The sequence below is a fragment of the Paenibacillus sp. FSL L8-0333 genome (assembly GCF_037965665.1).
GTDB lineage: Bacteria > Bacillota > Bacilli > Paenibacillales > Paenibacillaceae > Paenibacillus_AQ > Paenibacillus_AQ odorifer.
In genome coordinates, this window is sequence record NZ_CP150186.1 from 4831509 (window position 1) to 4857812 (window position 26304).

Genomic DNA, 26304 nt, shown 5'->3' on the forward strand with positions numbered 1-26304 from the left:
CGAGAAGATGACAGGCATCTGATTAATTATAATTAAGAAATATAACCCATGATTTGTGAAATTACAGTCTTACTGTCCTCAGGTAAACGGCAAATAATAAGGATTGTATCATCACCAGAAAGGGTTCCCATAATTTGCGGCCAGTCAATATTATCAATCAAAGCAGCGACAGAGTTAGCCGTACCTGGTAAACATTTCATCACCACAAGATTAGCCGAGGAATCGATCTGCACAAAATTATCCACAAGAACGCGCTTAAGCTTCTGAATGGGATTGTACCGTTGATCCGTTGGAAGTGAATATTTATATCTTCCATCATCCATGGGTACCTTGATGAGCAACAGCTCTTTTATATCTCGAGATACTGTGGCTTGAGTAACTTGAAAACCTGATTCACGCAAGGCTTCCACAAGCTCGTCCTGTGTCTCGATATCCTTTTGTGTAATAATTTCACGAATCTTAATATGTCGTTGTCCCTTCATTGTTGCCTCCTGGTATATAAAAAATATGGACTCAGTTTGATTCTCCATCGTCTTTGCCAAGCTTAATTACATGGATCGATGCTGTTGCTACATTAACATATAGAACGCCGCTGCATTCCGGATAGATCAGCAGGTAGGGAAGCAAGGTATCACGTAAGCCGCTGCCAGTGAAATCCAAAGGCTTGCGTGGTCTGGAAAGGATAACTAAATATAACGATCCTTCCTCTTTTGTCGCCACATAATCTATAAATAACCGGCTATACATCTGCGCCCCATTTACGTTGAAAGACAAGGGGATTTTTAATTTCCCTCCAACGACCTCATATCCTTCATCCTCAAGTATATCAATAGAGGGATGTGGAATAATCACTTTATTGAACGGAATCTGATCCTTCATAAAAGAACGCGGAGAACTCTGCAGCCATACATATACCCGATATATTATAAAAATCGATAATGCTACCCCAATAAACGCCATAACGACCTTGTCAGAGCTACCCGCCACTATCAATCACCTCGGTGATTTATTCGCGTGAAGCCCTGGTAAATCCTGCTTCTAAGCTGTTTTTTTACGAGCTTTCCGCATAATTGATATTATTCGCTAATTCAGCATTTTACAATTACAACGAGCACAGTAAATCCAAAAAAGATTCAAAATATAAAGACCCGGATTTTATACCGGGTCTTTATTTTAATAAATTCAATCCATTTGAGCAAATCTGCAAAACACCCCGCTGACCATTTGAGGTTGACGGGGTGTTCATAAAGCTCTAGCGGCGCGGGGAGTTTCCATGAGTAGAACTCACATTAAAAGTACTCGTAGCCTGCTTAATCACTTCATCAGCAAGGGAAGCGAAGTCCTCCACTGGAATGACTGCTGCAACAGCAGCTGCCGGCTGTACGGATACTTCTTCGCCTTCCACCACTTCTGGCGTCAGTCTCCAGTGAGCAAGAAACTCAATATTGCCTTCTCCGCCTGTAATTGGTGAAAAGGTTAATCCATGTAGACCGAATCCTAACTCTGCAGCCATAGTCAGTACATTAATCAATACCTCTTTATGGACCGCGGAATCACGAATCACACCTGATTTTCCAACCTTCTCACGCCCAGCCTCAAATTGCGGCTTGATGAGTGCAGCGATATCTGCTGGACGTTGCAGCAAGGCTTTGAGGGGTGGGAGAATTATTTTTAAGGATATAAAAGAAACATCAATACTGGCAAAGTCCGGAACAGGACCCTGCAAATCTGAAGGTGTCATATACCGGAAGTTCGTACGCTCCATGACGCTCACTCGCTCATCATTACGCAGTGACCAATCCAGCTGGTTATAGCCAACATCAATGGCATACACATGGCTTACACCATTCTGAAGCGCACAATCTGTGAAGCCGCCAGTGGAAGCACCAATGTCCAGCATGTTCCGTCCGGTAAGATCAATATTAAATTGGCGAAGAGCCTTCTCCAGCTTTAGGCCTCCACGACTGACATACGGATGCACAGAGCCTTTAACCTTAAGGGTAGACTCCCGCGAGACCTTCATGCCAGCTTTTTCAATACGTTCCTCATCCGCGAGCACCAACCCTGCCATAATAGCAGCTTTAGCTTTCTCCCGGCTTTCATAAAAACCTTGCTCCACAAGCAGTACATCAATCCGTTCTTTACGGTGTTCCATGGTCATCTCCCGATCGTTCAAGGGTTACTAATTTCCGGCTTCCACTTAGGAAGACGAAGTCGTTTTGTAATTATAAGCACTTAGAGCCATCATGGACTTGATACGTGCACATAACGCTTCTACGGTAAGGCCTGTTTGCTGACGTTGTTCTTTAATGGAGCCATGCTCCACGAAGATGTCGGGCACACCCATCAGATGTACACGAGCGTCATAAATTTCATGCTCCGCGTAGAATTCCAATACCGCACTGCCGAGACTTCCCGCTTGGCAAGCCTCTTCAATAACAACCATATTGGTTCCAGCATGAGCCAAATCAAGAAGCATGGAGTTATCAAGCGGCTTCAGGAAACGCGCATTCACAATACCCACCTGAATCCCTTCCCGCTTCAGCAAATCAGCGGCTTCTTCAGCCACTTGAACCATAGGACCACATGCCACCACAGCATATCCTTCTCCTGTACGCAGTCGTTCCCATGATCCTATAGGAAGGGTATGCAGTTCAGCATCCATTGCCACGCCTGTTCCGTTAATACGCGGATAGCGGTAAGCAATTGGACCGTCATTATATTCAAGTGCCGTCTTCATCATATGACGCAGCTCATTTTCGTCTTTCGGCATCATCATCACCATATTAGGGATATGGCGCATAAAAGCAACATCGTACACACCCTGATGAGTCTCACCATCCGCACCCACAAATCCAGCACGGTCAATGGCGAACATAACATTGGCGTTATGGCGGCAAATATCATGGACGATCTGATCATAGGCACGCTGCATGAAGGTAGAATACACGGCGTATACCGGCTTCATCCCTTCCATAGCCAAAGCTGCACACAGGGTTGCTGCATGCTGCTCGGCAATACCGACGTCAATCATGCGATCCGGAAATTCCTTCGCAAAAGGAAACAACCCTGAACCGCCTGGCATCGCAGGGGTAACTGCAATCAGGCGCGAATCTTCACGTCCCAGCTCAATCAGCGTACTGCCAAATACTTCGGTATACATTGGAGGACCTACAGCTTTAAGTGCCTGACCCGACTCAATTTTGTAAGGGGAAATGGCATGCGATTTATAGAAATCAGTCTCAGCCGGTTTGTAGCCCTTGCCTTTGGTCGTCAGCACATGCACAAGCACAGGACCCGCCACGTTATCTGCTTGATGGAAGGTGTCGATCATTTTCTCCAGATCATGTCCATCCACTGGCCCAAGATACGTAAAGCCAAGCTCTTCAAACAATACTCCGGGTACCATCATATATTTAAGACTGTTTTTTAACTGTTCAGCGGTTTTCGCTAATCGTCCACCGATGGCCGGAATCTTCTTAAGCAGCCCTTCAACCTCGTCTTTAGCACGCAAATAATGACGGTCCGAACGAATTTTGCTTAAATAATTGTGCATCGCCCCTACATTCGGAGCAATCGACATTTCATTATCGTTCAAAATAACCATCAGCTTACGCTTCTCATGGCCAATGTGGTTAAGCGCTTCAAAAGCCATCCCGCCGGTAAGCGCACCGTCACCAATCACGGCAATTACCTTGTTGTCTTCGCCTTTAAGATCACGAGCCATAGCCATCCCCATCGCTGCCGACAAAGAGGTGCTGCTATGTCCAGCTTCCCACACATCATGTTCGCTTTCAGAGCGCTTAACAAAGCCGCACAATCCCTGATATTTGCGCAGGGTATCAAAGCGATCTTGACGGCCGGTCAGTATTTTGTGGACATAGGCTTGGTGGCCAACGTCGTAGATCATTTTGTCACGAGGACTGTTGTAGCAATAATGTAAGGCCAGCGTGAGCTCCACCACCCCCAGATTAGAACCGAGGTGCCCGCCGGTTGCTGTAAGCTTCTCAATCAGAAATCGTCGAATTTCCTCTGCAAGAGTAGTTAATTCTTCGACTGACAGTGATTTCAGTTGTTGTGGATCATTTATTTGTGGAAGCAGCACGAATAGTTCCCCGCTTTCCTAGATGTTGTAAAATATATAAAAACCATTATAACACAAACGAAACGGCTGTCGAAATACAGCCGCTTCGAAAGTTCATACTTAGTGATCACGTGCCATTAAATAATCTGCAATTTCCAGCAGGCGCTGGTTGTCGTAAAAACCGCCATTCAGCACAGCATTTTGAGCTGCTTCTGTAAGCTGCTTCACCTCAGCACGAGATTCCTCTAACCCAATAAAATAAGGGTAGGTTACCTTCTGCTGTTTGATATCGCTGCCTGTTTTTTTACCAAGCTTGCCTTCATCTCCAACCAAATCAAGAATATCATCCTGAATTTGAAAAGCGAGTCCGATGCTTGTGCCAAAATCACGCAGAGCTTCAAGCTGCTTCTCTGTTGCCCCTGCGATACGTCCGCCGGCTAACAACGAAAAGATAATTAAATCTCCGGTTTTATGCAGATGAATATACTTCAGCTGTGCAAGATCTGTTAGTCCTTGCTCGCCTTCCATATCTGCTATCTGACCGCCGACCATGCCGCGTGGACCCGCCATTTCCGCCAGATCCTCCACTATGGATAAAACATTATCAGCAGGGATGCCAAATTTACGGGAGGCTTGTACCACACTGTAAAAAGCATGGGTCAAAAGCGCATCACCCGCAAGAATAGCTGACGCTTCACCAAAGACTTTATGATTCGTCAGCTTGCCGCGCCGATAATCATCATTATCCATGGCAGGCAGATCATCATGAATCAACGAGTAGGTATGTACCATCTCAATAGCAGCAGCAATAGGCAAGGCTGCTTCACGGCTGCCTCCCAGTGATTCACAAGCAGCGATCACAAGCAGCGGCCGGAGGCGTTTGCCCCCTGCCATTAGCGAATACTTCATCGCTTGCTGTAAATTTTCCGGAACCGTCCATGCTGCGGGAAGAATAGTCTCAAGCTCCTGTGAGAGCAAATCACTTATCGATGCGATGTAATCCTCCAGCGGCTGCCGCATGCTTTCACTTGCGGACCTTCCCTCCAGATCATTCTCAAAGCGATTCATCGGCGTCCCCTTCCAGACGTGCACCAAACGGCTTTTTGCGCAGTTCTCCGTCCTCTTGGGTAATCATTTCGATCTTACGCTCTACTTGTTCCAGCTTGCTGCCGCAAAGCTGCGACAGCTTCATGCCCTGCTGAAATAAATCGATGGCCTTCTCCAGAGGAACGTCGCCGTGTTCAAGCTCACGAACGATTTCCTCCAGTCGGTCCATAGCGCCTTCAAAATCAAGTTCCGCTTCCTTCGTCATCGTCTTTGCCATCCTCCTTCATCCCCCATACTTGGCAGTTCAGCTGTCCGTCATTCATCTTTATCACCACAAGATCGCCAAGCTGCACTTCGGTCAGCGATTTGATTAAATGTTCTTCCGCCTCGTCATACACTAAGCTGTAGCCGCGCGACATTACTTTTAGCGGGCTCAGCGCATCCAGGTGACGAATCTCTGCCACATAGCGAGATCGCTTCTCCTGCAAACGAGCCTGCATAGCGCCCATTAACTCACGGCGCATGCTGTCCGTGCGCTGACGTGCTGCGGCAACACTGTCGCGCGGATGGAACCGCTGCAGACTGTGATGCAGCACCGCCTTACGCTCGCGGGAACGGCTGAGCCGTGCATCCGCTGAGCGCTGGAGCCGCTCACGCAGCATGTCCAACCGCTGCGTGTGCTGAATCAGCGTCCGGCGCGGGCCTGCCAGCGCCAGCGAGCGCTGCAGCACCGAGTGGCGCTCGCGTCCACGCTGGGCGCGTTGTTGCAGCGCTTGGCGCAGCCGCTGCTGCAGCTGGCGAAGCTGCGCAGCTAGCTCGCCGGCATGAGGCACGGCCAGCTCAGCGGCCGCTGTGGGCGTAGCCGCGCGGAGGTCGGCGGCGAAATCGGCAATCGTGAAATCGGTCTCGTGGCCGACGGCCGAGATGACCGGAATCCTTGATGCCGATATCGCTCGTGCGACTTCCTCCTCGTTGAACGCCCACAGCTCCTCCAGCGAACCGCCGCCGCGGCCGACGATAAGCACGTCGGCTTCACCCATGGCGTTCAGCGCGCCAATCGCCTTCACTATCGAAGGCGCAGCGCCTTTGCCTTGCACCAGTACGGGATAGATTACAATAGCTACCTGCGGAAACCGCCGCTGAAGCGTAATCACAATATCTCGTACAGCTGCTCCTGTTGGGGATGTAATCACACCAATACACTTCGGGAACCGCGGCAACGAACGCTTGCGAGCTTCTGCAAAAAGGCCTTCTTTTTCAAGCTTGCTCTTCAGCTGCTCATAGGCCAGATATAAACTGCCAATCCCATCAGGCTGCATATGTGTGGCGTAGAACTGATATTGCCCATCCCGTTCATAGACGGTCACATTACCTCTGGCAATTACCCGAGCGCCTTCCTTCGGAATAAAAGGCAGCCGCTGGTTATGAGAAGCGAACATAATCGCTTTAATGCGGCTGCTCTCATCCTTAAGTGTGAAATACATATGCCCGCTGCCATGATGTGTAAAGTTGGAAATCTCTCCGCGAATCCACACATCCGAAAGTAAATTATCCGAGTCTAGCTTCATGCGGATATAACGGTTGAGTTCTTTTATCGAATAAACCTGCCGCTCTGCCGCCATGAATCTTACCCCTATTCCAGGCCGTGACGGCGTTTAGCCGCAATCAGCGTGTTGCTCATCAGCATTGTAATAGTCATCGGTCCAACCCCGCCTGGAACAGGCGTGATGTATCCGGCAACTTCTTTTGCACTTTCATAATCAACGTCACCTGCGAGTTTACCGTTATCCAGACGGTTCATGCCCACATCGATGACAACAGCACCCGGCTTCACATAGGAAGCATCAATGAAATTAGCTCGTCCGATCGCTACAACCAAAATATCCGCTTGACGGCTAATCTCTTGCATATTAGCTGTACGGGAATGGCACATAGTTACGGTAGCATTTTCGCGTTGCAACAAGAGGGAAACTGGCTTTCCTACAATATTGCTACGACCAATTACAACGGCATGTTTACCTGCCATACCTGTTCCTGTACGTTTAATCAGTTCGATTACTCCTGCAGGAGTACATGGAAGAAGACTGTCGGCACCGATGACCAGGTTGCCTACATTGACAGGGTGAAAGCCGTCTACATCCTTTTCCACGGAGATTGCATCAATAACAGCCTTCTCCTCGATATGCTTAGGCAATGGGAGTTGAACCAGAATTCCGTCGATATCATCGCGTCCGTTTAGCTCTGCTACCAGTGCCAGAAGTTCTTCTTGAGAAGTGGATTCATCCAATTTATGCACTTCCGAATGGAATCCTAAGCTGATACAAGATTTCTCCTTATTGCGAACATAAACCTGAGATCCCGGGTCTTCACCTACTAGAATAACAGCCAAACCGGGCTTTACGCCGCGTTTCGCCAGTTCAGCAACCTCTTGGGCAATGCTAATACGAATTTCCTCGGATACTTGTTTACCACTGATGATTGCTGCTGTCATGTTAGTCTCTCCCCTTTTATATACTTTACTATGGTTTATAAATTAAGAATGGTCAGCTTTAATAGTATCTATCTCTTGGATCATCTTGCCGAGTACTCCGTTAACAAACTTCCCGGAATCATCCGTTCCAAAATGCTTGGCCAAATCGATCGCTTCATTCACCGCAACCTTCGCAGGCACATCATTGGCGAACACCATTTCATACGCTGCTAAACGTAGAATCTGACGATCCACACGTGACAGACGGCTCATTTGCCAGCCCTTCAGGTAATGTTCAAGTATATCGTCGATCGCTACCTTGTGCTCCCATACCCCATTCACATGCTCTACCACATAGTGTTTAAGCTGAATCTCGTCCGTGATTACACGTTCGGTTTCATTCTCTTCTGAAGCTTCCTCGAGCAGCATTTCTACGGCTTCCGCGCTTTCCACATCGTTCATTTCCATCTGATACAGGCTTTGGACAATAATCTCTCTAGCTATACGTCTTTTCATGTGTTCCTCCTAAAATCTTATATCGCATTAAAATATTCACTTGTACTGCAACAACGTCTACGACCTAAATATCGCTTCACACTTATTCATTCTTTCCCTAATCCTGTGAGGATTATTGCACAAAGCGAAGATACCTTCAGAGGAAGCTCGCAAATATACCTATCCCTTGTCGCAAAAAAACCGCAATGCCTTTCTTCCGGGGGCAACGGACAACACAAACTTACGGTTTCCTGCTCCGGGAAAAAGACTATCGCGGTTCACTTAAAGGGACGCCAGCGTCCGGATAATCGCGAAACCAACTCCTGCCATTGAAACAGGGGCGCTTGCGCGGTATCCTTTCTTTTGCCGAGCGTATATCCGATGAACACTACCAGTGCAAAGAACAGCATATCCCAAAAACCGCAAATTAAATAAATCAAACCCAGACCAATGCCGAAAGTCACTCCGGCGATTCTACCCCCGTGACTTTCCCATACTTCTTTCCAAGACATAAGGGAAACTCACCTCTATTCCACTCGACTTTTGAAGCTTGGAGACTGCGTGAGGTTAGCAATATATACAGACACATCAGCAACCGGAATGCCGGTTGTCTCCTGCACGAAATCATGCACCTGACGTTGTACTTCTGTCGTAAGCAGCGGTAATGAATGCTCACCGTCCACTACTGCACGAATTGTAATTTCAAGGCCAGCCTGAGAGACACGAATACGTGACTTGAGATCTCTGATTCCCTTCACTTTACCAGCAGCCTTAAGACTCAGATTCTCAATGGTTTCCATTGAAATCTGGATATCCCCATACTCTGTACGCTGATCGACCGAAGGCAATGAAGCGCGATCACGGCGCAGAGAGATGTAGAAAAATCGGATGCTCAGAAGGAACAAGACAACTGCTACTATTATTGCTGTAATATAAGCTGCTGGTCCATTCTCAATCTCCAAAGTTCTAGGAATCGCACCGCTTAAGAGGAGGATGGCAATAACAGATAGTATTCCGATACTTAAGCTGTAGACAAACAGCAAAAGTCTGTCCAAAATTTTTGCCACGAGTCTCATAACCTCCTTAAATTAGAGTAAACCCTCGACTTTGCTGTCGGGGGTTTATGGAAGAACGATGACTGCTATTTCACACGAAGAATCGTTTCAGCTTCTTCGTTCTTGTCTACAGTGTTGTTGTTCTTGAATTGCACATCATGAATATGCACATTCACTTCCACAACAGTCAGACCAGTCATAGTCTCGATGGAGCGCTTAACATTACGTTGAATTTCAGCAGCCACTTCAGGAAGGCGATTGCCATATTCAATAATTACAGAAACATCCACCGCAGCTTCACGTTGTCCAACCTCTACTTTAACTCCTTTGGACAGATTCTTACGTCCAAGAAGTTCAACAATACCACCGGCGAATCCGCCGCTCATACCTGCTACACCTTTAACCTCAACGGTCGCCAGACCTGCAATAACCTCGATTACTTCAGGAGCAATCTGGATTTCACCGATTTCCGTCCGTTCGTATTCTGTCGGCAATGTACTCATTTTAGACTTCACACCTTTCAAGAAAGATTGTTCATGATTTCAAGCGTAAAGCACGTCTCTTATTAAACATACTATATCATTTGACGAACTTTATGACAAACAAACCGAAGTCGTCCTAAATTTCATACTCTTCAAGAAACTTAATGTCAAAGTTACCATCCAAAAATACAGGATGCTCCAACAGTTTCTGATGGAAAGGGATGGTAGTATGAATGCCTTCCACGGCGAATTCAGCCAAGGCGCGCTTCATCTTCGCAATCGCTTCCTGACGTGTAGGAGCCCATACAATCAGTTTTGCAATCATAGAATCATAGAAAGGGGAAATCGTATATCCTGGGTACGCCGCACTATCTACACGAACGCCAAGGCCTCCGGGTGGCAAATAAAAGCCGATTTTTCCTGGTGAAGGCATGAAATTACGCTCTGGATCTTCAGCATTTATACGGCATTCAATCGACCAGCCATTAATCACGATATCTTCCTGAGTGAATGACAGCGGATTGCCTTCTGCTACAGAAATCATTTCCTTAATCAAATCCACGCCTGTAACCATTTCCGTTACTGGATGTTCGACCTGAATACGAGTATTCATCTCCATGAAGTAAAACTGTCCATCCGGTCCAAGCAGGAATTCAAGTGTTCCGGCTCCCGAATAATTCACGGCAAGTGCTGCTCGAACTGCTGCATTACCCATTGCTTCACGAATTTCAGGTGTGAGCACTGAACAAGGTGCCTCTTCAATCAGCTTTTGGCGACGACGCTGCACGGAGCAGTCCCGTTCGCCTAAGTGCACTACATTGCCATGTTTATCTGCAATAATCTGAATCTCCACATGCTTCATGCCTGTTAGGAATTTCTCCAGATATACACCAGCGTTACCAAACGCCTTTTGTGCTTCCTGTTGTGCAGCAGTGATCTGCTTCACCAAAGATTCCTCGTCCTCAGCAATCCGTATTCCCTTACCCCCGCCACCCGCAGTAGCCTTAACGATGATTGGGTAACCAATATCGCGGCCCAGCATGACAGCTTCCTCTACATCGCCTACAAGACCATCTGAGCCCGGGATAATCGGAACTCCAGCCAGTTTCATGGTTTCCTTCGCCACAGCCTTGTCACCCATACGGTTTATGGCATCTGGAGAAGGTCCTATGAAGATAATATTGCAAGATTCACAAATCTCTGCAAAATCCGCATTTTCAGCTAAAAATCCATAGCCAGGATGGATGGCATCACATTCCGTTAAGGTGGCTACACTCATAATATTTGTAAAGTTCAGATAGCTGTCCTTGGCCGGCATCGGACCGATGCAGTAAGCTTCATCAGCCAACCGGACATGCAGTGAATCCCGGTCGGGTTCCGAATAGACCGCGACGGTGGAAATGCCCAGTTCACGGCAGGCCCTAATAATGCGGACCGCGATTTCGCCGCGGTTGGCAATCAACACTTTTTGAATGTTCATGCGTTTCCTCCCAAAGTTTTGCGAAGCTTCCGCTCCTTAAGTAGTCTGCGGTATTTATTCCGGTTTAACCAAGAATAGTGGTTGACCATATTCTACAAGCTGACCGTTCTCAGCAAGTACAGACACGATTTCACCTTTGATCTCCGCTTCCAGCTCATTCATCAGTTTCATCGCCTCGATAATGCAAACCGTTGATTTTTCACTTACACGGTCTCCAACATTAACAAACGAAGGCGTTTCCGGAGAAGCGGCACTATAAAAGGTCCCCACCATTGGAGACACAATTTTATGTAGTTTGCCTTCATCAGCTGCTTGTGGCTGCTGCGCTGGAGGAACTTCACCAACTACCGGATAGGATACTTGCGGTACGCTCTGCGGCTGCGGGGCAGGCGTAAAGGGATAGGCAGCATAAGGAGTCGCCTGTACTGCTGTTCCATCAGCTTCAGGGCGATCCGGTTTGCGAATTGCAAGCTTCATTCCTTCGCTTTCGATCTCCAACTCATGTACAGAGGAGGTCTGGTCCAGCAATTTAATCAATTCCTTAATTTCGCTCAACTTGAACATATATCAGTTCACTCCTTCAGCTTTCTCTCGAAGCCACTTCTTAAGCGGACAAGATAACTTTATGTATTATATCACAATCGGTAAAAATGGAAAGAGCCCGGGGCAACCCGAGCTCTTTCGTCATTTTTCTTTTAATTTTACAGCTTATTATTGCTCGGAAACGTATTGTACACTAATTTTATCTTGAGATACACTGAGTTCCTTCATTACGAGATCCACGATACTAACCGCTTGTTTTACATCCAGTTTGTCGCTGAGAACAACCACTTTGTAGCTGTCTCCAGCTTCTTCCTTTACAATCGCTTCTCCATATTTTTGTTGAAGCTGTTCTTCGATACCGGTAATTTTGGATTCTTTTTCTTCAAGATTAAGAAGTTGTTCTTGAGCGACTGCGTTATCAGCAGGTGTTTTATCCATGTCATTAATCAAAGCAAGCAAGTCTTGTTGGTTCTTAAGATTCTTTTGCTCACGTTCATAAAGGTAGTTAGTGAACATGCTGCTCGCCGATACACTTTGAGAAGCTACTTCATCGAGAATTTCTTTGTCATTTTTGGCTGGAGTCTTGGTGGTTGTATTTGCGGCTGTATCTTTAGCAGATGTATCTGTTTTCGCGGCATCTTTAGCAGCAGTGTCGGTTGTTGCCTTCTCTGAGTCACTGCTATTTGCGGCAGCTTTACTGCTATCGTCCTTAGCAGCTGTAGTTGTACTGTCGTCCGTTTTAGCAGTAGTAGTGCTATCATCCGTTTTAGCGGTAGCAGCACTGTCATCCGTTTTGGCGGCAGTAGCGCTGTCGTCCGTAGTAGCGGCGCCAGTAGTGCTATCTACAACGCCTTCATCAGCAACAACATCGCCTTGACTAACAACTTCGTTCACAACAACACCTTTGTCACCAACCGTTGGCAACGCTGCACCTGCTGTGTCTTTCAGGGAATCAACCTGCATTGTGCCAGCCGTGTCTTTTGGAATCGAAGCACCTGAGTCTTCAGTGAATAAATAGTATGCAGAGAGGACCACCATCAAGCTGAGCATAGAAACCAACCATATCGTTTGTCTTTTGCCGTTCATTCCATATTCCTCCTAAAATTTAATCTAGTGGCTGCTTCGGAAGCACTCACTTATTGACTTTCTCCTGCTACTCTTGTTTGCGTGGTACTACTGAAATGCGCTGGATCGGGACGTTCAAGCCTTTTTCTATAGCCTGCTCGACGAGTCCACGAACAACCTTGTTCTCTGCCCCTTTGGCAACTACCAGTACGCCGCGTACCTGAGGTTTAATCCGCTTCGTCACAATGGGTGTTTCGTCCCCTGATTGCGAGTAGGTTACGATTTCGCCATCCCTCGTATATTGTGTCGTATGACGTTTTCCCCCACTGGCATCCGTCTCTTCACTAAGCTGCTGGGAGTCATTCATATTACGCACCACGACAATTTCTTCTGTAGACTCCACTGTAACCATGATATCGACTGTACCAACGCCAACGATTTTCTCCAAAATCTCCTTCATCCGGTTCTCCATCGCTAGTTCGATGCTGTCGAACGAATTGGTTGTTGTGGTTGGATCACTCTGCACCAACGCCGTTTGTGAGGACTGATTCAGCGGCGGCTCGCGCCCTGTATTCTCGTTATCAATCCTCTTCACATTGACGAAGGAATTGAATAGCATGATCGCTGCGCCCAGCAGTCCCAGAATGATCAGCCAGCGAAAGGTATGACTTCTCTTCGGACTGCCGGCCCCACCCCCAGCCCACTGCTCAAGCTTTTTCAGCCAATTGCCCACTCCCATCCCTCCTAAAAATTATAGTTATTTAGAAACCGTAAGCTCATGATTTGACGTTACTAGCCACGCCGCCATCCACCTGAATGACTTTGGGATCCAAATCCCACTTCAGTTCCAGCAGCTTTACAATGGACTCCATTTCACTCGAGGACGCGCTGTCTTCAGCCACAGTTCCGTTCACTGCTTTATTAGGTTCGTCTGATGATGTCGCTTCACTCTCTACGTTATCTCCCGGATTAGCGCCAATTTTAACTTCTACAGGTGCTACAGGAGTGATTGTAATGGGTGCTGTAGTCGCTGTGCTGGAAGCTCCGGAAGTACCCGGGGAGTTAGCCGATGTCTGAGGCATAGAGACCTTTACATTAGAAATGACAGGAACATCTTCCTTACCGGTGCCGCCAGACTTCCCCATGCCCAGCGTTACGGTGACATTAACCCCGCGTTTGCCGGTCTCGCTGATAATCTGCTCTTTCATCTGACCCGCCACCTCTTCGGCAGCGAGCTGCAGACTCTGTTCCTGACGGCCTTGTGCAAGCTTTTGCCCATCTGCCAGAATCTGTTCCAAGGATGGGTCTCCCTTCCCTCCGCCAGTGAACAAACCGCCTTCTTTCTCTTGCTGTCCCATAGCGACACTCAGTTCGGAGATTGCATCACCTTTCAGGAGAGAGACGATAGGGCTGAGCATCGTGAGCAGGATTAGGAGACTTAGCACCAATCTTGCATAACGCTCCATGGATTTGCTTGGGAGCAGCAATTCAACAAATGACGCCAACAGCACAACCAGGATGATCTCCCGCAGCCAATCGCCCAACCAGCTCATGGTTTCCCTCCTAAAGGTTTTGTTGCTTCACCTCATCATTACGGTCAAGTTGCCCGCAGTCAGCATGATCGTAACCGCCATAAAAAACATTAAGGAAACAGCAGCCAAAGCAGCGAATACGTACACCATGCTTTTTCCAATCGTCTGGAGACAGACTACAATCGGTGTCTCTCCCAGCGGCTGCATCACAGCGGCGGCTATGTTGTAGATAAGGGCAAGCACCAGGATTTTGATTGCCGGAAAAGCACACAGGAACAATATGATAATGACACCCGATAACCCGATCGCATTCTTCACCAGCAGTGAAGCTGAGATTACTGTGTCTGTGGCATCCGCGAACATTTTGCCGATGACCGGAACAAAATTCCCTGTAATATATTTGGCGGCCCGAATGGTGACCCCATCCGTTACTGAGCTTGTTATCCCTCGAACGGAAATTACACCTAGAAACACAGTTAGCAGTACACCTAACAGTCCAGCACCGATGTTTCGCAGCAGGTTAGCCAGCTGGGTTAGTTTATATTTCTCCGACAATGCGCTGACCAGATGCAGCACAGCCGAGAAGAACAGAAGCGGAAAAACAAGGGTGTGGATCATGGTGCCAACCGTATGAATCATAAAAACAATTAACGGATGGGTGACAGAGACTGTAACGATATTCCCCATCGAAGCCAGCAGCGCAAACAGCAGTGGAATCATCGCCATCATGAAATCGATCATCCGGTCGATAGCATCCTTTGCATAACCAATAGCGATATTGAAGCTGTTCACGGCAATAACCAGCACCACCATATAACAGAGCGTATAAGCGACCTTACTGACCGTTTTTCGCTCAAAAGCGGTTTGCAGCGTCTCCAGAATCATGCTGAGCACACTGATCATCACAATCGTCACGAGCAGCTTTCCATTGTACAGAACCTCATGCCACATAAAGCCTAGAAGCCCAGATAACACACCCTTTAAGCTGAGCCCCTTATCTCCTGGAAGCAGCATGTCCATTAGCGTAGGTGTGGCCCCGTCCGGGAAAAAACCACCATAATCCTTCATCAGCTGATCCCAATACGACTCCACTTTATCTTTTGGCAAATTATTCACCTGGCTCTTGACCCACTGGTCTACCGGGGAAGAACTGCCGGATTCTGGTGTTGAGGAAGCTTGCACACTCTGAGCTGTACCTGCAAACCATAGAATGAAAAAGAATGGAAGCAGCAGCAGTATTATTTTTAGTTTTGGAGGACGGAAAACACTGCGCTCTTGCATAATTTCTCCTCCCGATTCGTTGCTCAGCTCTCTTTACGATTGCTTTAAGCAGGCAGTAGTTTCATGACGGTTTCGATAATGATGCTGATGATGGGTACGGCTAGTACCATAATTAGCACTTTGCCGGCGAGTTCTATTTTGGAAGCAATGGATTCCTGACCGGCATCTCGTACAATTTGTGCACCGAACTCCGCGATATAGGAAATGCCGATGATTTTGAAAACAGTCTTCAAATAAATCATTTCCATCCCCGATGACTCAGCCACCCGCTCCAGTGTAGAGAGGATCATTCCGATCTTGCCGATCAGAAACATAAAAATTAGAATTCCTGTTGTAGTAGCAAGAAGGAAGGCGAACATCGGTTTTTGTTCCTTCAGTACGAGAATCAATATGGTCGATATCAGCCCAATCCCAACAACTTGAATAATCTCCATAGCACGCCTATTGAAAAAGAAAGATCGTTTTTATTTCCTGCAGCAACCCGTCCAGCATACGAATCACCATGAACAGCACGACTACGAACCCGATCACGGTGACCCAATGTGCGAAATCCTCTTTTCCCATCTGTTTGAGCACCGTGTGTATCATGGCGATAATTATGCCAATGCCGGCAATTTGAAAAATCGCATTGACTTCAATATTCATTCCTGGCACCTCGCTAAAAGATCAAAATGACGATCAGTACTCCAAGCAGCAGACCCAGGCTTTTACTTAACTTTTCATATTTGCCTTGATCCTCTCTGGCCACCGACTCCTCCTGCTTCAATTGCTGCAATGCTAACGCGATATGAGTGCTCTGATTCGACCTATCGCTTGTGCCGAGAGTACAGCTGAGCTGGCGAAGAATCTCTTTTTCTGTCCCCTTCATTGCGGTAGACTTCCAATATGCTTCCATCGCCCGCTGGATGGCATCCTGGGCGCTTCTGTCATAGGGAGGGCTCATCTCCTCCGCTGTTTTGACAAACAACGATTTCAGCGGGTCCTTAGACTGATTCCCAATCCGCCGCATGGCTTCCGGCAGTGGGGTGAAGCCGTACATGATCTCTGTTTCCAACCGCTGTAGTGCTGCTATTAAACCTCTGATATGTCTGGGCCTGTCTGCATATTGACGAGCAAACTGGAGACCTGCAAGCGTACCAGCCACCACAATGAGCACAGCACCGAACAGCTTAAGCATGCAAATCACCACCTAGTCGGTCCCCGGGAGAGATAAGCAGCATTCCTCTTTTCTGGCCATCCAGAATACGAAACGTGAGGCCTGCTTCTGAACGATGGAGTATGACATATCTCTCGAACATCTTTTGTTCCAGCAGTCCTCCAAGACCCGGCCTACGAGCCAACTCTGTTACATCTTTTCCGTGAGCGGAAGCAATGACAGATATTCCGGCATGCAGTGCCTCGGTAACCGCTTCGGCATCTTCAGGACGGCCAATCTCATCCGCGATTAATACATCTGGAGATAGCGACCGGATCATCATCATCATGCCTTCTGCCTTGGGACAGCCATCAAGAACGTCTGTCCGCGGACCCACGTCAAAGGCGGGAACACCACGCCGGCTGCCAGCAATTTCAGACCGTTCGTCAACAATTCCCACCTTCAGCCCCGGTCTACTCCCTTCGCGCTTGCCCAATTCTCCTAAGGAGATTTGTCTTGCGAGATCGCGGAGTAGGGTAGTCTTGCCATGTTGTGGAGGGGAGAGAATCAAGGTGTGCATCATTCGCTGCCGCCCCTTGTCCAGTAAATAAGGCAGCACTCCATCTGCGATTCCAGGTACTTCACGAGCAATACGGACATTAAAGCCAGTGATATCACGAAGATGTTCTACACCTCCGCCACTCAGTACTGTCCGACCAGCAAGTCCTATCCGATGACCGCCGGGAATCGTAATAAATCCTTTTCTCAGCTCTTCTTCCATCGTATATAGCGAATGGTTGCTGATCAGATCTAGCAGTCGATGAGTGTCTTCCCGATCCGGCTTGTAAGCTTCTTCAGGCCTCTGCGTCAAACTGCCATTCACTCTTAGAAAGTGATATTTACCAGAGTAGTTAATTTCCAGCGGACGACCTTCACGGACACGAATCTCCTCCACCATTCCTAGCAGCGGAAGGGGAAGGCACTTTAACAGCGCTCTTACTTTTTCAGGAAACAATTGCAGCCAGTCATCTGCCATACAAAGTACCCCCAAGCTGTCCTCTACTTAATTGCTTTATTCCATATTTATGCTTGTACGCGCCTAATATGCCTATCATCTATCATTTTTTCAAAATCCCGATTAAGAGAAAGGCTACACCGCAGCCCACCCAGCCTAATTTGCTCCATGACAGCTGCTGTGCCATCCCAGTCAGGCCAATTGCTGTCGTCAATATCAATATGGTCGGGCCTACCAAAGCCAGTCCAGAATTGACAGCCAGCGCCTTATCGACCTGATTTAATCTGAGCATTATCAGCGCAGCTATAATCTCTGCACTGCCCGAGAACAACCGCAGAGTCGCCATCCAGCTTACATACTTGTCCAATCTACTCCACTCCTTTTACTAATTCATTCATACCAAAAGACATCTGAGGCTTGTTTAGCTTTCTATTATTCATGGATATGCGTGGCTTTTTCACTTTAGACAATGAGAAATGACAGATTTACAGATCAGACTGTGAAAGAATTCATAGTGAGTGGGTTCATAAATAAATATAATCAGTACGATAAAATAATTTTTACGAACACCTTCATCTGTGGTATCCTTTTTAATTGGAAATATAGTGAGTTTATATTTTCAAAAAAAGGCAAACTAAAAAGACATAAGAAAAAGAGGGGATTTGTGTCATGCACGTTCGAAATTACGGGCTACCGCTCAGCATGCGGTCCGTAGTCAGACCAGTAAGAGAAGCGGCAATCATTATTTTTTCAGCTTTTTTAGTCGCCGCAGGGATGAGATTATTTCTAATTCCTCATCAACTGCTAAGCGGCGGGGTAGCGGGGGTGGCTTCAGTCATTGGGTATGTAACTAATCCGAAGTACATCTCAATCATTTATTTTGCGATAAACCTTCCTGTTCTGATCTGGGGATTTATTGCAGTGGGGAAAAAGTACATCTTACTAAGCATGCTTTCCGTTTTAGCTACCACCTGGTTCATGACAATTATTCCTGCGGTGAAAGTGACCAAAGACCCGATTTTGGCTAGTATTTTTGGCGGCGTAATTATTGCTGGCGGGGTTGGATTTTCTCTCCGTGCCGGGGGCTCATCTGGAGGATTTGATATATTAGGCTCGATTATTACACGTAAGCGGGATATTCCTATTGGGAATGTACTCTTCGTAATGGATGGGATCGTTATTCTGAGTTTAGGCTTCTTTAAAAGCTGGGACTCAGCCTTATACGCTATGCTCTGTATTTTTGTGAAAAGCAGAGTGGTTGATATGATTCATATTCGTCATGTCAAGCTAACCTGCTTCATTGTTACCAAGGAACGGGATAAAATGCTGAATCGTCTTAGAGAGCTGCCTCATGGCATCACAGTAGTCAACGCAGAGGGCGGTTACAGTCACGAGGGCAATACAATGCTGATGACCGTAACGACCCGCTATGAGCTGTCAGAGCTGCGTAAGACTATCCTTGAGACGGATCCAAGCTCTTTCGTCAATGTACTTGAGACTGTTGAAATTCTAGGCCGATTTAGACGTTTAGGATAAATACCCATATAGATGTAAAAAGGAACGCTGCATTCAAACCTGCAGCGTTCCTTTTCATTTATAGCTGATGCCCAAAAAGGAGACCCCGTAGCTAAGTAGCTGTAGGATCTCCCTTTTTATTGATTAAACGGCTCTTAACGACGATCCTTAGGACCACCAACAAAGGCCTGCTCAGTTGTATCCAGATTATAAGCGGTGTGAAGCGCCTGAATGATCGATGGCAAATTGCCGGATTCGATTACACAAGAAACCTTAATCTCTGACGTGCTGACCATCTTAATGCTTACGCCCTCTTGGGAGAGTACATCAAACATTTGAGCTGCAACACCAGGATGGCTAACCATACCCGCGCCAACAATAGAAACCTTCACGAGGTTATCCTCGGACGTCACTTCACGGTAAGGTAAAGTTTTATGGATTTCTTTAATTACTTCCTTCGCACGATCCAGTTCATCAAGTGAAACTGTAAATGAGAAGTCAGCCTGCTCATTCTGCACACCACTTTGTACAATGATATCTACGTTTACGCCTTCTTCAGCCAGCTTGCCGAAGACTTGAGCGAGTACACCCGGTACATCAGGTACTCCTAGAATACTGACACGCGCTACATTCTTATCATAAGCAATCCCACTAACTACGACACCTTGCTCCATGCTTGCTTCCTCCTTCACAACAGTACCTTCATTATGATTAAAGCTCGATCTAACGACCAGCTTAACTTGATGACGCTTAGCATACTCCACTGCACGCGGATGTAGTACGGCCGCTCCCAGATTGGCAAGCTCTAGCATCTCATCGTAAGAGATTTCGTTCAGCTTGCGGGCTGTTTTCACAATGCGTGGATCTGTAGAATAAATACCATCAACGTCGGTATAAATCTCACATACATCTGCTTGAATAGCAGCCGCAAGGGCTACAGCTGTCGTGTCCGATCCTCCGCGGCCCAGGGTAGTGATCTCACCATCCAAAGTCATCCCTTGGAAACCGGCAACGATAACGATCTGTTCGCGTTCCAAAGACGCTACTACACGGTGTGGATCAATATCATTGATACGAGCTCTACCGTGAGTTTCGTCTGTACGGAACCCGGCCTGCCATCCTGTATAAGATACTGCATTCCGCCCGATCCCATGAAGAGCTATGGACAAAAGAGCAACGGAAATCTGCTCTCCTGTTGTCATCAGCATATCCATTTCACGTGCAGGCGGCTGCCCGTTTAATTGCTTCGCCGTATCGATCAAATCATCTGTTGTATCCCCCATAGCAGATACAACTACAACGCAGCGATGTCCCTCATCCTGCTTGTCTGCGATGCGCTTGGCAACACGTTGCATGCGTTCTGTGTCGCCGACGGAGCTGCCTCCGAATTTCATAACATAAAGTGACAAAGTCCCACTCACTCCCCATATCGGTCTATGTAGTTGCTTCTAATCGGTTTCCCGCTTTAAACCAGTATAATACGAAAATAGCGTAATGCGTTAATGATTTCATTAAAAAATTATTGATTTTCCAGAAGCTAACAAAAAGATAAGGTCAGCTTCAAGACACTAGCTGACCTCATTTCACCCGTCTTCCAGTTTTTTATTGAGAAGCAGGTCGATAAGTCAGGGCCATCACTCCAGAGCTGAATCTTTTGGAGTCCACTAGCTCCAACGTCTTCTCTTCACCAACGTTATCGAACAGGCGCTGACCACTACCCAGCAGAATCGGGAAGACCAGAAGCTGATATTCATCGACAAGGCCAAGCTGCATGAGGCTCTGCGCAAGCGTACGACTGCCAAAAACGAGAATATCTCTCCCCGGCTGCTCCTTCAGCTTGGACACCTCCTGAACAAGATCGCCCTTGATCAAGCTTGAATTGCTCCATGTTGTTTCTTCGAGAGTTGTGGAGACTACGTACTTAGCGTATCCATTCATCATTTCACCGTACTCACCCGTCTGCTCAACCATATTTGGCCAAGCCTCTGCAAAACCTTCGTAGGTTGTCCGTCCTAACATTAGAGCGTCAGCAGCTTTCAGTTCAGCAAATTTGAAATGCTCCTGTTCTTCACTTCCGAATGAGAAGGTCCATTGTGGATTTTCCATAACACCATCAAGGGATATGAACTGAGATATAATTAATTTTCTCATATGCGCCTCCTTCTAATCCTTTAATTCGTAAGTATAATATCCCACACCCATACTGTTCCTCATGCATCCTCGTTTATATACCAAAAACCCCCCACCGTAATAACGGGGGAGGCTGATTGGTTATAAGTTCAGCAAGTATGATGCTTCCTACGCGCGGGAGATATATTTACCTTCGCGAGTATCAATAAGCAGCACATCTCCTTCATTGATGAACAAAGGAACTTGTACAGAATGACCTGTTTCAAGCTTGGCCGATTTAGTAGCGCCTTGAGCTGTATTTCCCTTCACACCTGGCTCAGTTTCAACAACCTTCAGCTCTACGCTGGTAGGCAGGTTGATCCCAAGGATTTCACCTTGGTAACTGATGATGTTTACAGTCATGTTCTCTTTAAGGAAGTTCAATTCCCATTCAAGCTGCTTGCTGGACAATTCGAATTGGTCATAGGTTTCGTTGTCCATGAAAGCATGCTCAGATCCGCTTGCATACAAATATTGCACGCCACGGTTCTCAATAATAGCACGGCCAATAGTTTCACCTGCACGGAAAGTACGCTCGACAGTGTTACCATTGCGCAGGTTTTTCAGCTTAGAGCGAACGAACGCTGCACCTTTACCTGGTTTAACGTGCTGGAAATCAAGAACGGTAAAAATATCACCGTCCACCTCTACGGTCAAGCCTGTCTTAAAATCGTTTACTGAAATCACTAAAAATCCCTCCTGAATTCGATAATTAAACCACTACTTTTTCTTACTTACAGTACTGTATATTCTTTGGACGAATGGGTCAGCAGCGATATTCCGCTCTCGGTGATCACAATATCGTCTTCAATACGTACTCCGCCAATCCCCGGCAAATAGATACCTGGTTCTACAGTAACGACCATTCCCGGCTGCATGATATCGTCACTCAGCTTGGACAAACGCGGCCATTCATGAACTTCCATTCCAAGTCCATGACCCGTACTATGTCCAAATTGATCACCATATCCGTAGCTAGCGATGATATCACGTGCCAGTGCATCACATTCCCGTCCAGTCATACCCGGTTTGATATGTGCCAACGTATGTAGCTGAGCTTCCAGCACAATATCATAGATTTCTTTTAGCTTCGGATCTGGAGCTCCGAGTGCAATGGTACGAGTCACATCTGAGCAGTATCCATCGAGTAATGCGCCGAAATCAAGCGTAATAAATTCATTACCTTGAATTACACGGCTGCTTGCTACGCCATGCGGCATGGACGAACGTTCACCTGAAGCAACAATCGTATCAAAAGATGACGCAGTTGCCCCGTGGGTACGCATATAGAATTCCATTTCCAAATCGACGTCTCTTTCAGTCATGCCTGGTTTGATCACATTCAGAATATGATTGAATGTAGCATCAGCCAGATCAGCTGCACGTTGCATAACAGCAAGCTCTTCAGCATCCTTGAACATACGGAGGTCTTCCACGGCTTTGGAAACTGGAACTAACACTGCCGGCTTAAGGGCTTCCGCATATGAGGTATAAGCGCTGAATGAGACATCATCCTGTTCGAAACCAACACGTACCTCACTGCCTGTTGGCAGCAACTCGCGTACTGTATCAATAAATTTAGGACCATGCTCTACAACCTTAACTCCTACCGCTTGATCCGCAGCCTGTGTCATGTACCTGAAGTCAGTTAGCAGATAACAATCATCGCTTGTCACCAATACATAACCGGACGATCCGGTAAATCCACTTAAATAGCGGCGGTTATAACCGCTGGTTATCAACATTGCTTCCAATCCTTTATCCTGCAAAACCTTACGCAGCTTGGAGACGCGCTCGTTACCCATTTTCATTCTCCTCTCGAAATAGCCACATTGTATTTTAACATAGGGATATCCCCTTGAGAAGTTTTTTCGAGCCGTTAGGCAAGTGCAGTCGCTTGCTCACGCTTTCGTTCGTCGGTATACTCAATCGCCGCTGTGTATCCAATGAACATCCCCCAAAGTAAAAAAAGGCAGAACTCACTAATCACAGTGTTCCACGGCAGCTTAAAAGGCGGCTGCATAAGAAACATTTGCGAGCCGGGAATAAATATAACTACCCACCACAAAACACCATAAACCAATCCTGGCCAAGGTCCCTTCAGCTTGCGCAGAATAAGCACATATAGCAGTGAGGCTATCACTGAAAATAAGATGAAAAACAAATAACCCACGAGATGTCCATACATTGTTGTCAGAAAAGTATGTTTAAAAAACGGCTCTGCTAAATAACCAGGACTAACCTTGGTAAAGCTGAACCAGTAGATTAACCAGTGCAGCCCTCCCCAAATCAAACCTGCGAAAAAACCTAATTCGAGCGCAAAAAACCAAATATTAGTATGATCTGATTGTTGTTGATGTGATTTGCTCATAGAATTGCCTCGCTTTCCGTATTTTAATACCGATTTGTCTCTCCTTGTCCCTATAAGGTAGTATGTGCAGCAAAAGGCGATCCAACTAGTAATGTCTTCAAAAATTAGTTACAATGTATTATATAAATCATATTAATTACGGGAAGGTGAATTGGTTGTCCCAGGAAACTCCCAGCTATGGCGGCCAAGCCGTCATTGAAGGCGTCATGTTCGGCGGCAAGCATATTAATGTAACAGCCGTGCGACGAAAGAATCAGGAGATTACATTTTTGGAGGTGCCAAGAAGCGATAAGAGCTGGGTCACTAAACTGCGCAAGATTCCGCTGCTTCGCGGCCTTGTCAGTATTATAGATGCCAGCGCCAAAGGCTCTAAGCACTTGAACTATTCGGCTGAATCCTATGCCGAAGATGAATTGGAACCCGAAGAACTGGCGAAAGAGAAAGCTAAGCCGAAGAAAAAGGACGAAGGCTGGAGCCTCGGAATGATTTTTGGCGTTGCTGTAATGGGTATTCTCTCCTTCTTATTCGGAAAGCTCATTTTTACGCTTGTCCCAGTATTTGTCGAAGATTTTTTATTCAAGAATGCATTTGATAACTATGTACTGCACAACCTCATAGAAGGCGGCATTAAAATGGTCCTCTTGCTGGTCTATTTATGGGCGATTTCGCAAACACCTGTGATCAAGCGGCTATTCCAGTATCACGGTGCGGAACACAAAGTCATCAGCGCCTTTGAAGCAGGCGAAGAACTGACTGTCCAGAACGTTCAGAAATACAGCCGTCTGCATTACCGCTGCGGAAGCAGTTTTATGATGCTGACGATTATCCTCGGCGTTATTATTTACTCCGTAGTACCATGGGATAATCTTTGGGAACGTGTGATCCAACGGATTATTCTGCTTCCTGTCGTAATCGGTGTTTCGTTTGAGGTTCTGAAGGGTACCAACGCAGTAAGAGAAATTCCAGGTCTCAAATACTTGGGATACCCTGGACTATGGCTGCAGCTGCTCACTACCAAAGAACCAAAGGATGATCAGGTAGAAGTATCCATCGCCTCTTTCAATCGTATGCGTGAGCTTGATGCAGAGATTGAAGCCAGAGGATATACGGAGGCAAGTGTGTCAGGCGGCATATTGGATCCTGCGAAAGGATGAGTGTCCTATGATCAGGCATGCTTTAATTTTTTGGATTTCAGTAATTCTTGCAATATTCGGTTTTGTGATTGGAGTCTTGACTGAGCCTTTCTACACGCTGTCGAAGCTGATTCTCCCCTTAGTATTGTTAGCGATTATCTATTATGCTTACAAAATGGGACCAGGGAAATACGCTCGCAGCAGTAATGGATCTAGAATCAAAGTCAAACCTTCGCAGAAAACCATGACCAAGGTTGCTGGGATTCGCAAGACACAAGCAGCACCAGGCAAACGCAAAAGTTATCCCTTCCAAGTCATCGAAGGAAATAAGGGGAAAAACGATGATCAGCTTCCGAAGTACCATTAACTAAATTATGACAAACACAAAAAAGCATCTCCACGTTTCAAAATAACGTGCGGGATGCTTTTTTTCTGATATTATGAAGCTTGCTTGTTATCGGGGGCGCCATTCCTTAAAGAAGTCTTCCCCTGCTTTCAGTCCGGCGGCATACAATTCGTCGCTTTGCATCTTCGTAATATTAAATTGGGTCGTGCCGATACCAAGCGTTGGGATGGTTACTGTGCGGACATATTTATCATTTTCAATATATTTCTCATCATGAGCAGACAGCATGGTACTGACCATAGCTTGCAGCATACTGAATGGTCCCCTAATCCTGTGGGGCTGCGGGTCGGTTTTACCTACTGTTTGATACCCTACGGTAGGGATTCTTTTCCCCGGCACTTTACTATTCTCATTCATCCCGTCAAATAGCCATAAAGGAAAATTGCTTAATAATCCTCCGTCCACAACGTATACAAATTGCTCAATAAAAGACTTCCCTCTAGCGGACTGTCCATTTAACCTGAGCATCACTGGATCAAAAAAATAAGGAATACTGCAGCTCATACGGACAGCCTTAGCCACCTCAAAATGTTCAGGAGAGATTCCATACTGTTCCAACCCATCTGGTAAGACCAATATCCGGCCATTGGTAATGTCAGAAGCAATTATAGATAGTTTGCCTGGAGGCAGATCACGAAAAGTGATAATTCCCTTTATAAGCAAAAGCGATCTCATCCACGATTCCAAGGCTTCACCCGAATACAATCCCTTCTTCAATAACACTCGCAGTGCAGGACCTACCCAAGCCGTATTATAAATGGGAGCTCGCTTCATAAACGATGAAAAAGAAGTTCCTTGGATAATCCGACTCATTTCCTCACCTTCATAACCCGCAGCCAGTAAAGTCGCTACAATCGCGCCTGAGGAGGTTCCAGCGACCTTTTTAAAGGTTCGCCCCGCCCTTTCTGTGGCTTCAACTGCTCCAGCGAGAGAAATCCCTTTTACTCCCCCTCCTTCAAACACAGCGTTAATCTCCATACACGAAAATCCCCCGTTTCCCATAGATTCTATTGCTTATCTATGAGC

The 26304-nt window shown here is 46.7% G+C and carries 32 protein-coding genes; 3 read left to right on the plus strand and 29 right to left on the minus strand.

Annotated elements, in window-relative coordinates:
* Positions 1–32: 32 nt before the first annotated feature.
* The 23 genes from argR to NYE72_RS21795 all read right to left on the minus strand — a co-directional run bounded on the left by argR (position 33) and on the right by NYE72_RS21795 (position 18030).
* On the minus strand, positions 33–482 hold the full coding sequence (argR, locus tag NYE72_RS21685; RefSeq protein WP_036682813.1) for a transcriptional regulator ArgR: 450 nt from the start codon (positions 480–482) through the stop codon (positions 33–35).
* Positions 483–513: 31 nt separating this feature from the next.
* A complete protein-coding gene (locus tag NYE72_RS21690; protein ID WP_235219482.1) occupies positions 514–987 on the minus strand; it encodes a hypothetical protein in 474 nt (157 codons plus the stop codon).
* Between the two features lie 265 nt (positions 988–1252).
* Positions 1253–2155 carry a TlyA family RNA methyltransferase gene (locus tag NYE72_RS21695; protein WP_036682815.1) on the minus strand — a complete coding sequence of 301 codons (903 nt, stop codon included), beginning with the start codon at positions 2153–2155 and terminating at the stop codon, positions 1253–1255.
* Positions 2156–2200: 45 nt separating this feature from the next.
* Entirely contained in the window at positions 2201–4105 is a 1905-nt protein-coding gene (gene dxs / locus NYE72_RS21700) for a 1-deoxy-D-xylulose-5-phosphate synthase (RefSeq protein ID WP_038572528.1), read from the minus strand.
* Between the two features lie 99 nt (positions 4106–4204).
* Positions 4205–5152 (minus strand): polyprenyl synthetase family protein, encoded by a 948-nt coding sequence (locus NYE72_RS21705; RefSeq protein WP_052097217.1) that lies wholly within the window; start codon positions 5150–5152, stop codon positions 4205–4207.
* The gene (gene xseB, locus NYE72_RS21710; protein ID WP_036682818.1) at positions 5139–5396 is read right to left on the minus strand and encodes an exodeoxyribonuclease VII small subunit; all 258 of its coding nucleotides are present in this window, start codon (positions 5394–5396) and stop codon (positions 5139–5141) included. The genes NYE72_RS21705 and xseB overlap by 14 nt, the downstream gene beginning before the upstream one ends.
* A complete protein-coding gene (gene xseA, locus NYE72_RS21715) occupies positions 5374–6753 on the minus strand; it encodes an exodeoxyribonuclease VII large subunit (protein ID WP_038572529.1) in 1380 nt (459 codons plus the stop codon). Before xseA ends, xseB begins: the two co-directional genes overlap by 23 nt.
* Positions 6754–6764: 11 nt before the next feature.
* A complete protein-coding gene (gene folD / locus NYE72_RS21720) occupies positions 6765–7622 on the minus strand; it encodes a bifunctional methylenetetrahydrofolate dehydrogenase/methenyltetrahydrofolate cyclohydrolase FolD (RefSeq protein WP_036682821.1) in 858 nt (285 codons plus the stop codon).
* 42 nt (positions 7623–7664) lie between these two features.
* Positions 7665–8117, minus strand: a complete 453-nt coding sequence (gene nusB / locus NYE72_RS21725; protein ID WP_036682824.1) for a transcription antitermination factor NusB — start codon at positions 8115–8117, stop codon at positions 7665–7667.
* 257 nt (positions 8118–8374) lie between these two features.
* Complete coding sequence (locus tag NYE72_RS21730; protein ID WP_036682825.1) at positions 8375–8608, minus strand: DUF2273 domain-containing protein; 234 nt, start codon at positions 8606–8608, stop codon at positions 8375–8377.
* Positions 8609–8623: 15 nt separating this feature from the next.
* The gene (gene amaP / locus NYE72_RS21735) at positions 8624–9163 is read right to left on the minus strand and encodes an alkaline shock response membrane anchor protein AmaP (protein ID WP_036682827.1); all 540 of its coding nucleotides are present in this window, start codon (positions 9161–9163) and stop codon (positions 8624–8626) included.
* Positions 9164–9237: 74 nt separating this feature from the next.
* Positions 9238–9654, minus strand: a complete 417-nt coding sequence (locus tag NYE72_RS21740; protein WP_036682829.1) for an Asp23/Gls24 family envelope stress response protein — start codon at positions 9652–9654, stop codon at positions 9238–9240.
* Positions 9655–9769: 115 nt separating this feature from the next.
* Positions 9770–11113, minus strand: a complete 1344-nt coding sequence (gene accC, locus NYE72_RS21745; protein WP_036682831.1) for an acetyl-CoA carboxylase biotin carboxylase subunit — start codon at positions 11111–11113, stop codon at positions 9770–9772.
* 54 nt (positions 11114–11167) lie between these two features.
* Positions 11168–11677, minus strand: coding sequence for an acetyl-CoA carboxylase biotin carboxyl carrier protein (gene accB, locus NYE72_RS21750; protein WP_036682835.1), 510 nt, complete (start codon positions 11675–11677; stop codon positions 11168–11170).
* Positions 11678–11824: 147 nt separating this feature from the next.
* Positions 11825–12742 carry a SpoIIIAH-like family protein gene (locus NYE72_RS21755; protein ID WP_036682837.1) on the minus strand — a complete coding sequence of 306 codons (918 nt, stop codon included), beginning with the start codon at positions 12740–12742 and terminating at the stop codon, positions 11825–11827.
* Positions 12743–12809: 67 nt separating this feature from the next.
* The gene (gene spoIIIAG / locus NYE72_RS21760) at positions 12810–13454 is read right to left on the minus strand and encodes a stage III sporulation protein AG (protein WP_036682839.1); all 645 of its coding nucleotides are present in this window, start codon (positions 13452–13454) and stop codon (positions 12810–12812) included.
* Positions 13455–13497: 43 nt separating this feature from the next.
* Positions 13498–14274: a stage III sporulation protein AF gene (spoIIIAF, locus tag NYE72_RS21765; RefSeq protein WP_036682842.1), complete on the minus strand. Its 777-nt coding sequence runs from the start codon at positions 14272–14274 to the stop codon at positions 13498–13500.
* A 27-nt stretch (positions 14275–14301) separates the two neighbouring features.
* Positions 14302–15534 carry a stage III sporulation protein AE gene (spoIIIAE, locus tag NYE72_RS21770; protein ID WP_036682845.1) on the minus strand — a complete coding sequence of 411 codons (1233 nt, stop codon included), beginning with the start codon at positions 15532–15534 and terminating at the stop codon, positions 14302–14304.
* A gap of 44 nt (positions 15535–15578) precedes the next feature.
* Positions 15579–15968: a stage III sporulation protein AD gene (gene spoIIIAD / locus NYE72_RS21775; RefSeq protein ID WP_036682847.1), complete on the minus strand. Its 390-nt coding sequence runs from the start codon at positions 15966–15968 to the stop codon at positions 15579–15581.
* Between the two features lie 7 nt (positions 15969–15975).
* Entirely contained in the window at positions 15976–16179 is a 204-nt protein-coding gene (gene spoIIIAC, locus NYE72_RS21780; RefSeq protein WP_036682849.1) for a stage III sporulation protein AC, read from the minus strand.
* Positions 16180–16192: 13 nt separating this feature from the next.
* A complete protein-coding gene (gene spoIIIAB / locus NYE72_RS21785) occupies positions 16193–16711 on the minus strand; it encodes a stage III sporulation protein SpoIIIAB (protein ID WP_036682851.1) in 519 nt (172 codons plus the stop codon).
* Positions 16704–17705 carry a stage III sporulation protein AA gene (spoIIIAA, locus tag NYE72_RS21790; protein WP_036682854.1) on the minus strand — a complete coding sequence of 334 codons (1002 nt, stop codon included), beginning with the start codon at positions 17703–17705 and terminating at the stop codon, positions 16704–16706. Before spoIIIAA ends, spoIIIAB begins: the two co-directional genes overlap by 8 nt.
* 82 nt (positions 17706–17787) lie before the next feature.
* Positions 17788–18030, minus strand: a complete 243-nt coding sequence (locus tag NYE72_RS21795; protein ID WP_036683194.1) for a YqhV family protein — start codon at positions 18028–18030, stop codon at positions 17788–17790.
* Between the two features lie 323 nt (positions 18031–18353).
* On the opposite strand from NYE72_RS21795, the gene NYE72_RS21800 reads away from it, so the two are divergent.
* Positions 18354–19220 (plus strand): YitT family protein, encoded by an 867-nt coding sequence (locus tag NYE72_RS21800; RefSeq protein WP_081382367.1) that lies wholly within the window; start codon positions 18354–18356, stop codon positions 19218–19220.
* Between the two features lie 134 nt (positions 19221–19354).
* On the opposite strand, the gene NYE72_RS21805 is transcribed toward NYE72_RS21800, so the two are convergent.
* The 5 genes from NYE72_RS21805 to NYE72_RS21825 form a co-directional block, all read right to left on the minus strand.
* A complete protein-coding gene (locus tag NYE72_RS21805) occupies positions 19355–20608 on the minus strand; it encodes an aspartate kinase (protein ID WP_036682855.1) in 1254 nt (417 codons plus the stop codon).
* A gap of 193 nt (positions 20609–20801) precedes the next feature.
* Positions 20802–21350, minus strand: a complete 549-nt coding sequence (locus NYE72_RS21810; protein ID WP_036682857.1) for a dihydrofolate reductase family protein — start codon at positions 21348–21350, stop codon at positions 20802–20804.
* Between the two features lie 147 nt (positions 21351–21497).
* Positions 21498–22055 (minus strand): elongation factor P, encoded by a 558-nt coding sequence (gene efp / locus NYE72_RS21815; RefSeq protein ID WP_038572538.1) that lies wholly within the window; start codon positions 22053–22055, stop codon positions 21498–21500.
* A 47-nt stretch (positions 22056–22102) separates the two neighbouring features.
* Positions 22103–23173 (minus strand): Xaa-Pro peptidase family protein, encoded by a 1071-nt coding sequence (locus NYE72_RS21820; protein WP_036682862.1) that lies wholly within the window; start codon positions 23171–23173, stop codon positions 22103–22105.
* Between the two features lie 74 nt (positions 23174–23247).
* The gene (locus NYE72_RS21825; protein ID WP_036682865.1) at positions 23248–23739 is read right to left on the minus strand and encodes a YqhR family membrane protein; all 492 of its coding nucleotides are present in this window, start codon (positions 23737–23739) and stop codon (positions 23248–23250) included.
* Between the two features lie 155 nt (positions 23740–23894).
* Between NYE72_RS21825 and NYE72_RS21830 the strand changes: the two genes are divergently transcribed.
* Positions 23895–24893, plus strand: a complete 999-nt coding sequence (locus tag NYE72_RS21830; protein ID WP_036682868.1) for a DUF1385 domain-containing protein — start codon at positions 23895–23897, stop codon at positions 24891–24893.
* 7 nt (positions 24894–24900) lie between these two features.
* Positions 24901–25239, plus strand: a complete 339-nt coding sequence (locus tag NYE72_RS21835) for a hypothetical protein (RefSeq protein ID WP_036682871.1) — start codon at positions 24901–24903, stop codon at positions 25237–25239.
* A gap of 87 nt (positions 25240–25326) precedes the next feature.
* Here the strand turns inward: NYE72_RS21835 and NYE72_RS21840 are convergent, their stop codons facing one another.
* Entirely contained in the window at positions 25327–26256 is a 930-nt protein-coding gene (locus tag NYE72_RS21840) for a patatin-like phospholipase family protein (RefSeq protein ID WP_076141624.1), read from the minus strand.
* Positions 26257–26304 lie beyond the last annotated feature (48 nt).

What these genes read in the sequence shown, in the direction of transcription:
- argR (WP_036682813.1), bottom strand. Translation starts at nt 482, where the DNA reads ATGAAGGGACAACGACATATTAAGATTCGTGAAATTATTACACAAAAG.
- NYE72_RS21695 (WP_036682815.1), bottom strand. Translation starts at nt 2,155, where the DNA reads ATGGAACACCGTAAAGAACGGATTGATGTACTGCTTGTGGAGCAAGGT.
- NYE72_RS21705 (WP_052097217.1), bottom strand. Translation starts at nt 5,152, where the DNA reads ATGAATCGCTTTGAGAATGATCTGGAGGGAAGGTCCGCAAGTGAAAGC.
- xseB (WP_036682818.1), bottom strand. Translation starts at nt 5,396, where the DNA reads ATGACGAAGGAAGCGGAACTTGATTTTGAAGGCGCTATGGACCGACTG.
- xseA (WP_038572529.1), bottom strand. Translation starts at nt 6,753, where the DNA reads ATGGCGGCAGAGCGGCAGGTTTATTCGATAAAAGAACTCAACCGTTAT.
- folD (WP_036682821.1), bottom strand. Translation starts at nt 7,622, where the DNA reads ATGACAGCAGCAATCATCAGTGGTAAACAAGTATCCGAGGAAATTCGT.
- nusB (WP_036682824.1), bottom strand. Translation starts at nt 8,117, where the DNA reads ATGAAAAGACGTATAGCTAGAGAGATTATTGTCCAAAGCCTGTATCAG.
- NYE72_RS21730 (WP_036682825.1), bottom strand. Translation starts at nt 8,608, where the DNA reads ATGTCTTGGAAAGAAGTATGGGAAAGTCACGGGGGTAGAATCGCCGGA.
- NYE72_RS21740 (WP_036682829.1), bottom strand. Translation starts at nt 9,654, where the DNA reads ATGAGTACATTGCCGACAGAATACGAACGGACGGAAATCGGTGAAATC.
- accC (WP_036682831.1), bottom strand. Translation starts at nt 11,113, where the DNA reads ATGAACATTCAAAAAGTGTTGATTGCCAACCGCGGCGAAATCGCGGTC.
- accB (WP_036682835.1), bottom strand. Translation starts at nt 11,677, where the DNA reads ATGTTCAAGTTGAGCGAAATTAAGGAATTGATTAAATTGCTGGACCAG.
- NYE72_RS21755 (WP_036682837.1), bottom strand. Translation starts at nt 12,742, where the DNA reads ATGAACGGCAAAAGACAAACGATATGGTTGGTTTCTATGCTCAGCTTG.
- spoIIIAF (WP_036682842.1), bottom strand. Translation starts at nt 14,274, where the DNA reads ATGAGCTGGTTGGGCGATTGGCTGCGGGAGATCATCCTGGTTGTGCTG.
- spoIIIAE (WP_036682845.1), bottom strand. Translation starts at nt 15,534, where the DNA reads ATGCAAGAGCGCAGTGTTTTCCGTCCTCCAAAACTAAAAATAATACTG.
- spoIIIAD (WP_036682847.1), bottom strand. Translation starts at nt 15,968, where the DNA reads ATGGAGATTATTCAAGTTGTTGGGATTGGGCTGATATCGACCATATTG.
- spoIIIAC (WP_036682849.1), bottom strand. Translation starts at nt 16,179, where the DNA reads ATGAATATTGAAGTCAATGCGATTTTTCAAATTGCCGGCATTGGCATA.
- spoIIIAB (WP_036682851.1), bottom strand. Translation starts at nt 16,711, where the DNA reads ATGCTTAAGCTGTTCGGTGCTGTGCTCATTGTGGTGGCTGGTACGCTT.
- spoIIIAA (WP_036682854.1), bottom strand. Translation starts at nt 17,705, where the DNA reads ATGGCAGATGACTGGCTGCAATTGTTTCCTGAAAAAGTAAGAGCGCTG.
- NYE72_RS21795 (WP_036683194.1), bottom strand. Translation starts at nt 18,030, where the DNA reads ATGGCGACTCTGCGGTTGTTCTCGGGCAGTGCAGAGATTATAGCTGCG.
- NYE72_RS21800 (WP_081382367.1), top strand. Translation starts at nt 18,354, where the DNA reads ATGCACGTTCGAAATTACGGGCTACCGCTCAGCATGCGGTCCGTAGTC.
- NYE72_RS21810 (WP_036682857.1), bottom strand. Translation starts at nt 21,350, where the DNA reads ATGAGAAAATTAATTATATCTCAGTTCATATCCCTTGATGGTGTTATG.
- NYE72_RS21820 (WP_036682862.1), bottom strand. Translation starts at nt 23,173, where the DNA reads ATGGGTAACGAGCGCGTCTCCAAGCTGCGTAAGGTTTTGCAGGATAAA.
- NYE72_RS21825 (WP_036682865.1), bottom strand. Translation starts at nt 23,739, where the DNA reads ATGAGCAAATCACATCAACAACAATCAGATCATACTAATATTTGGTTT.
- NYE72_RS21835 (WP_036682871.1), top strand. Translation starts at nt 24,901, where the DNA reads ATGATCAGGCATGCTTTAATTTTTTGGATTTCAGTAATTCTTGCAATA.
- NYE72_RS21840 (WP_076141624.1), bottom strand. Translation starts at nt 26,256, where the DNA reads ATGGAGATTAACGCTGTGTTTGAAGGAGGGGGAGTAAAAGGGATTTCT.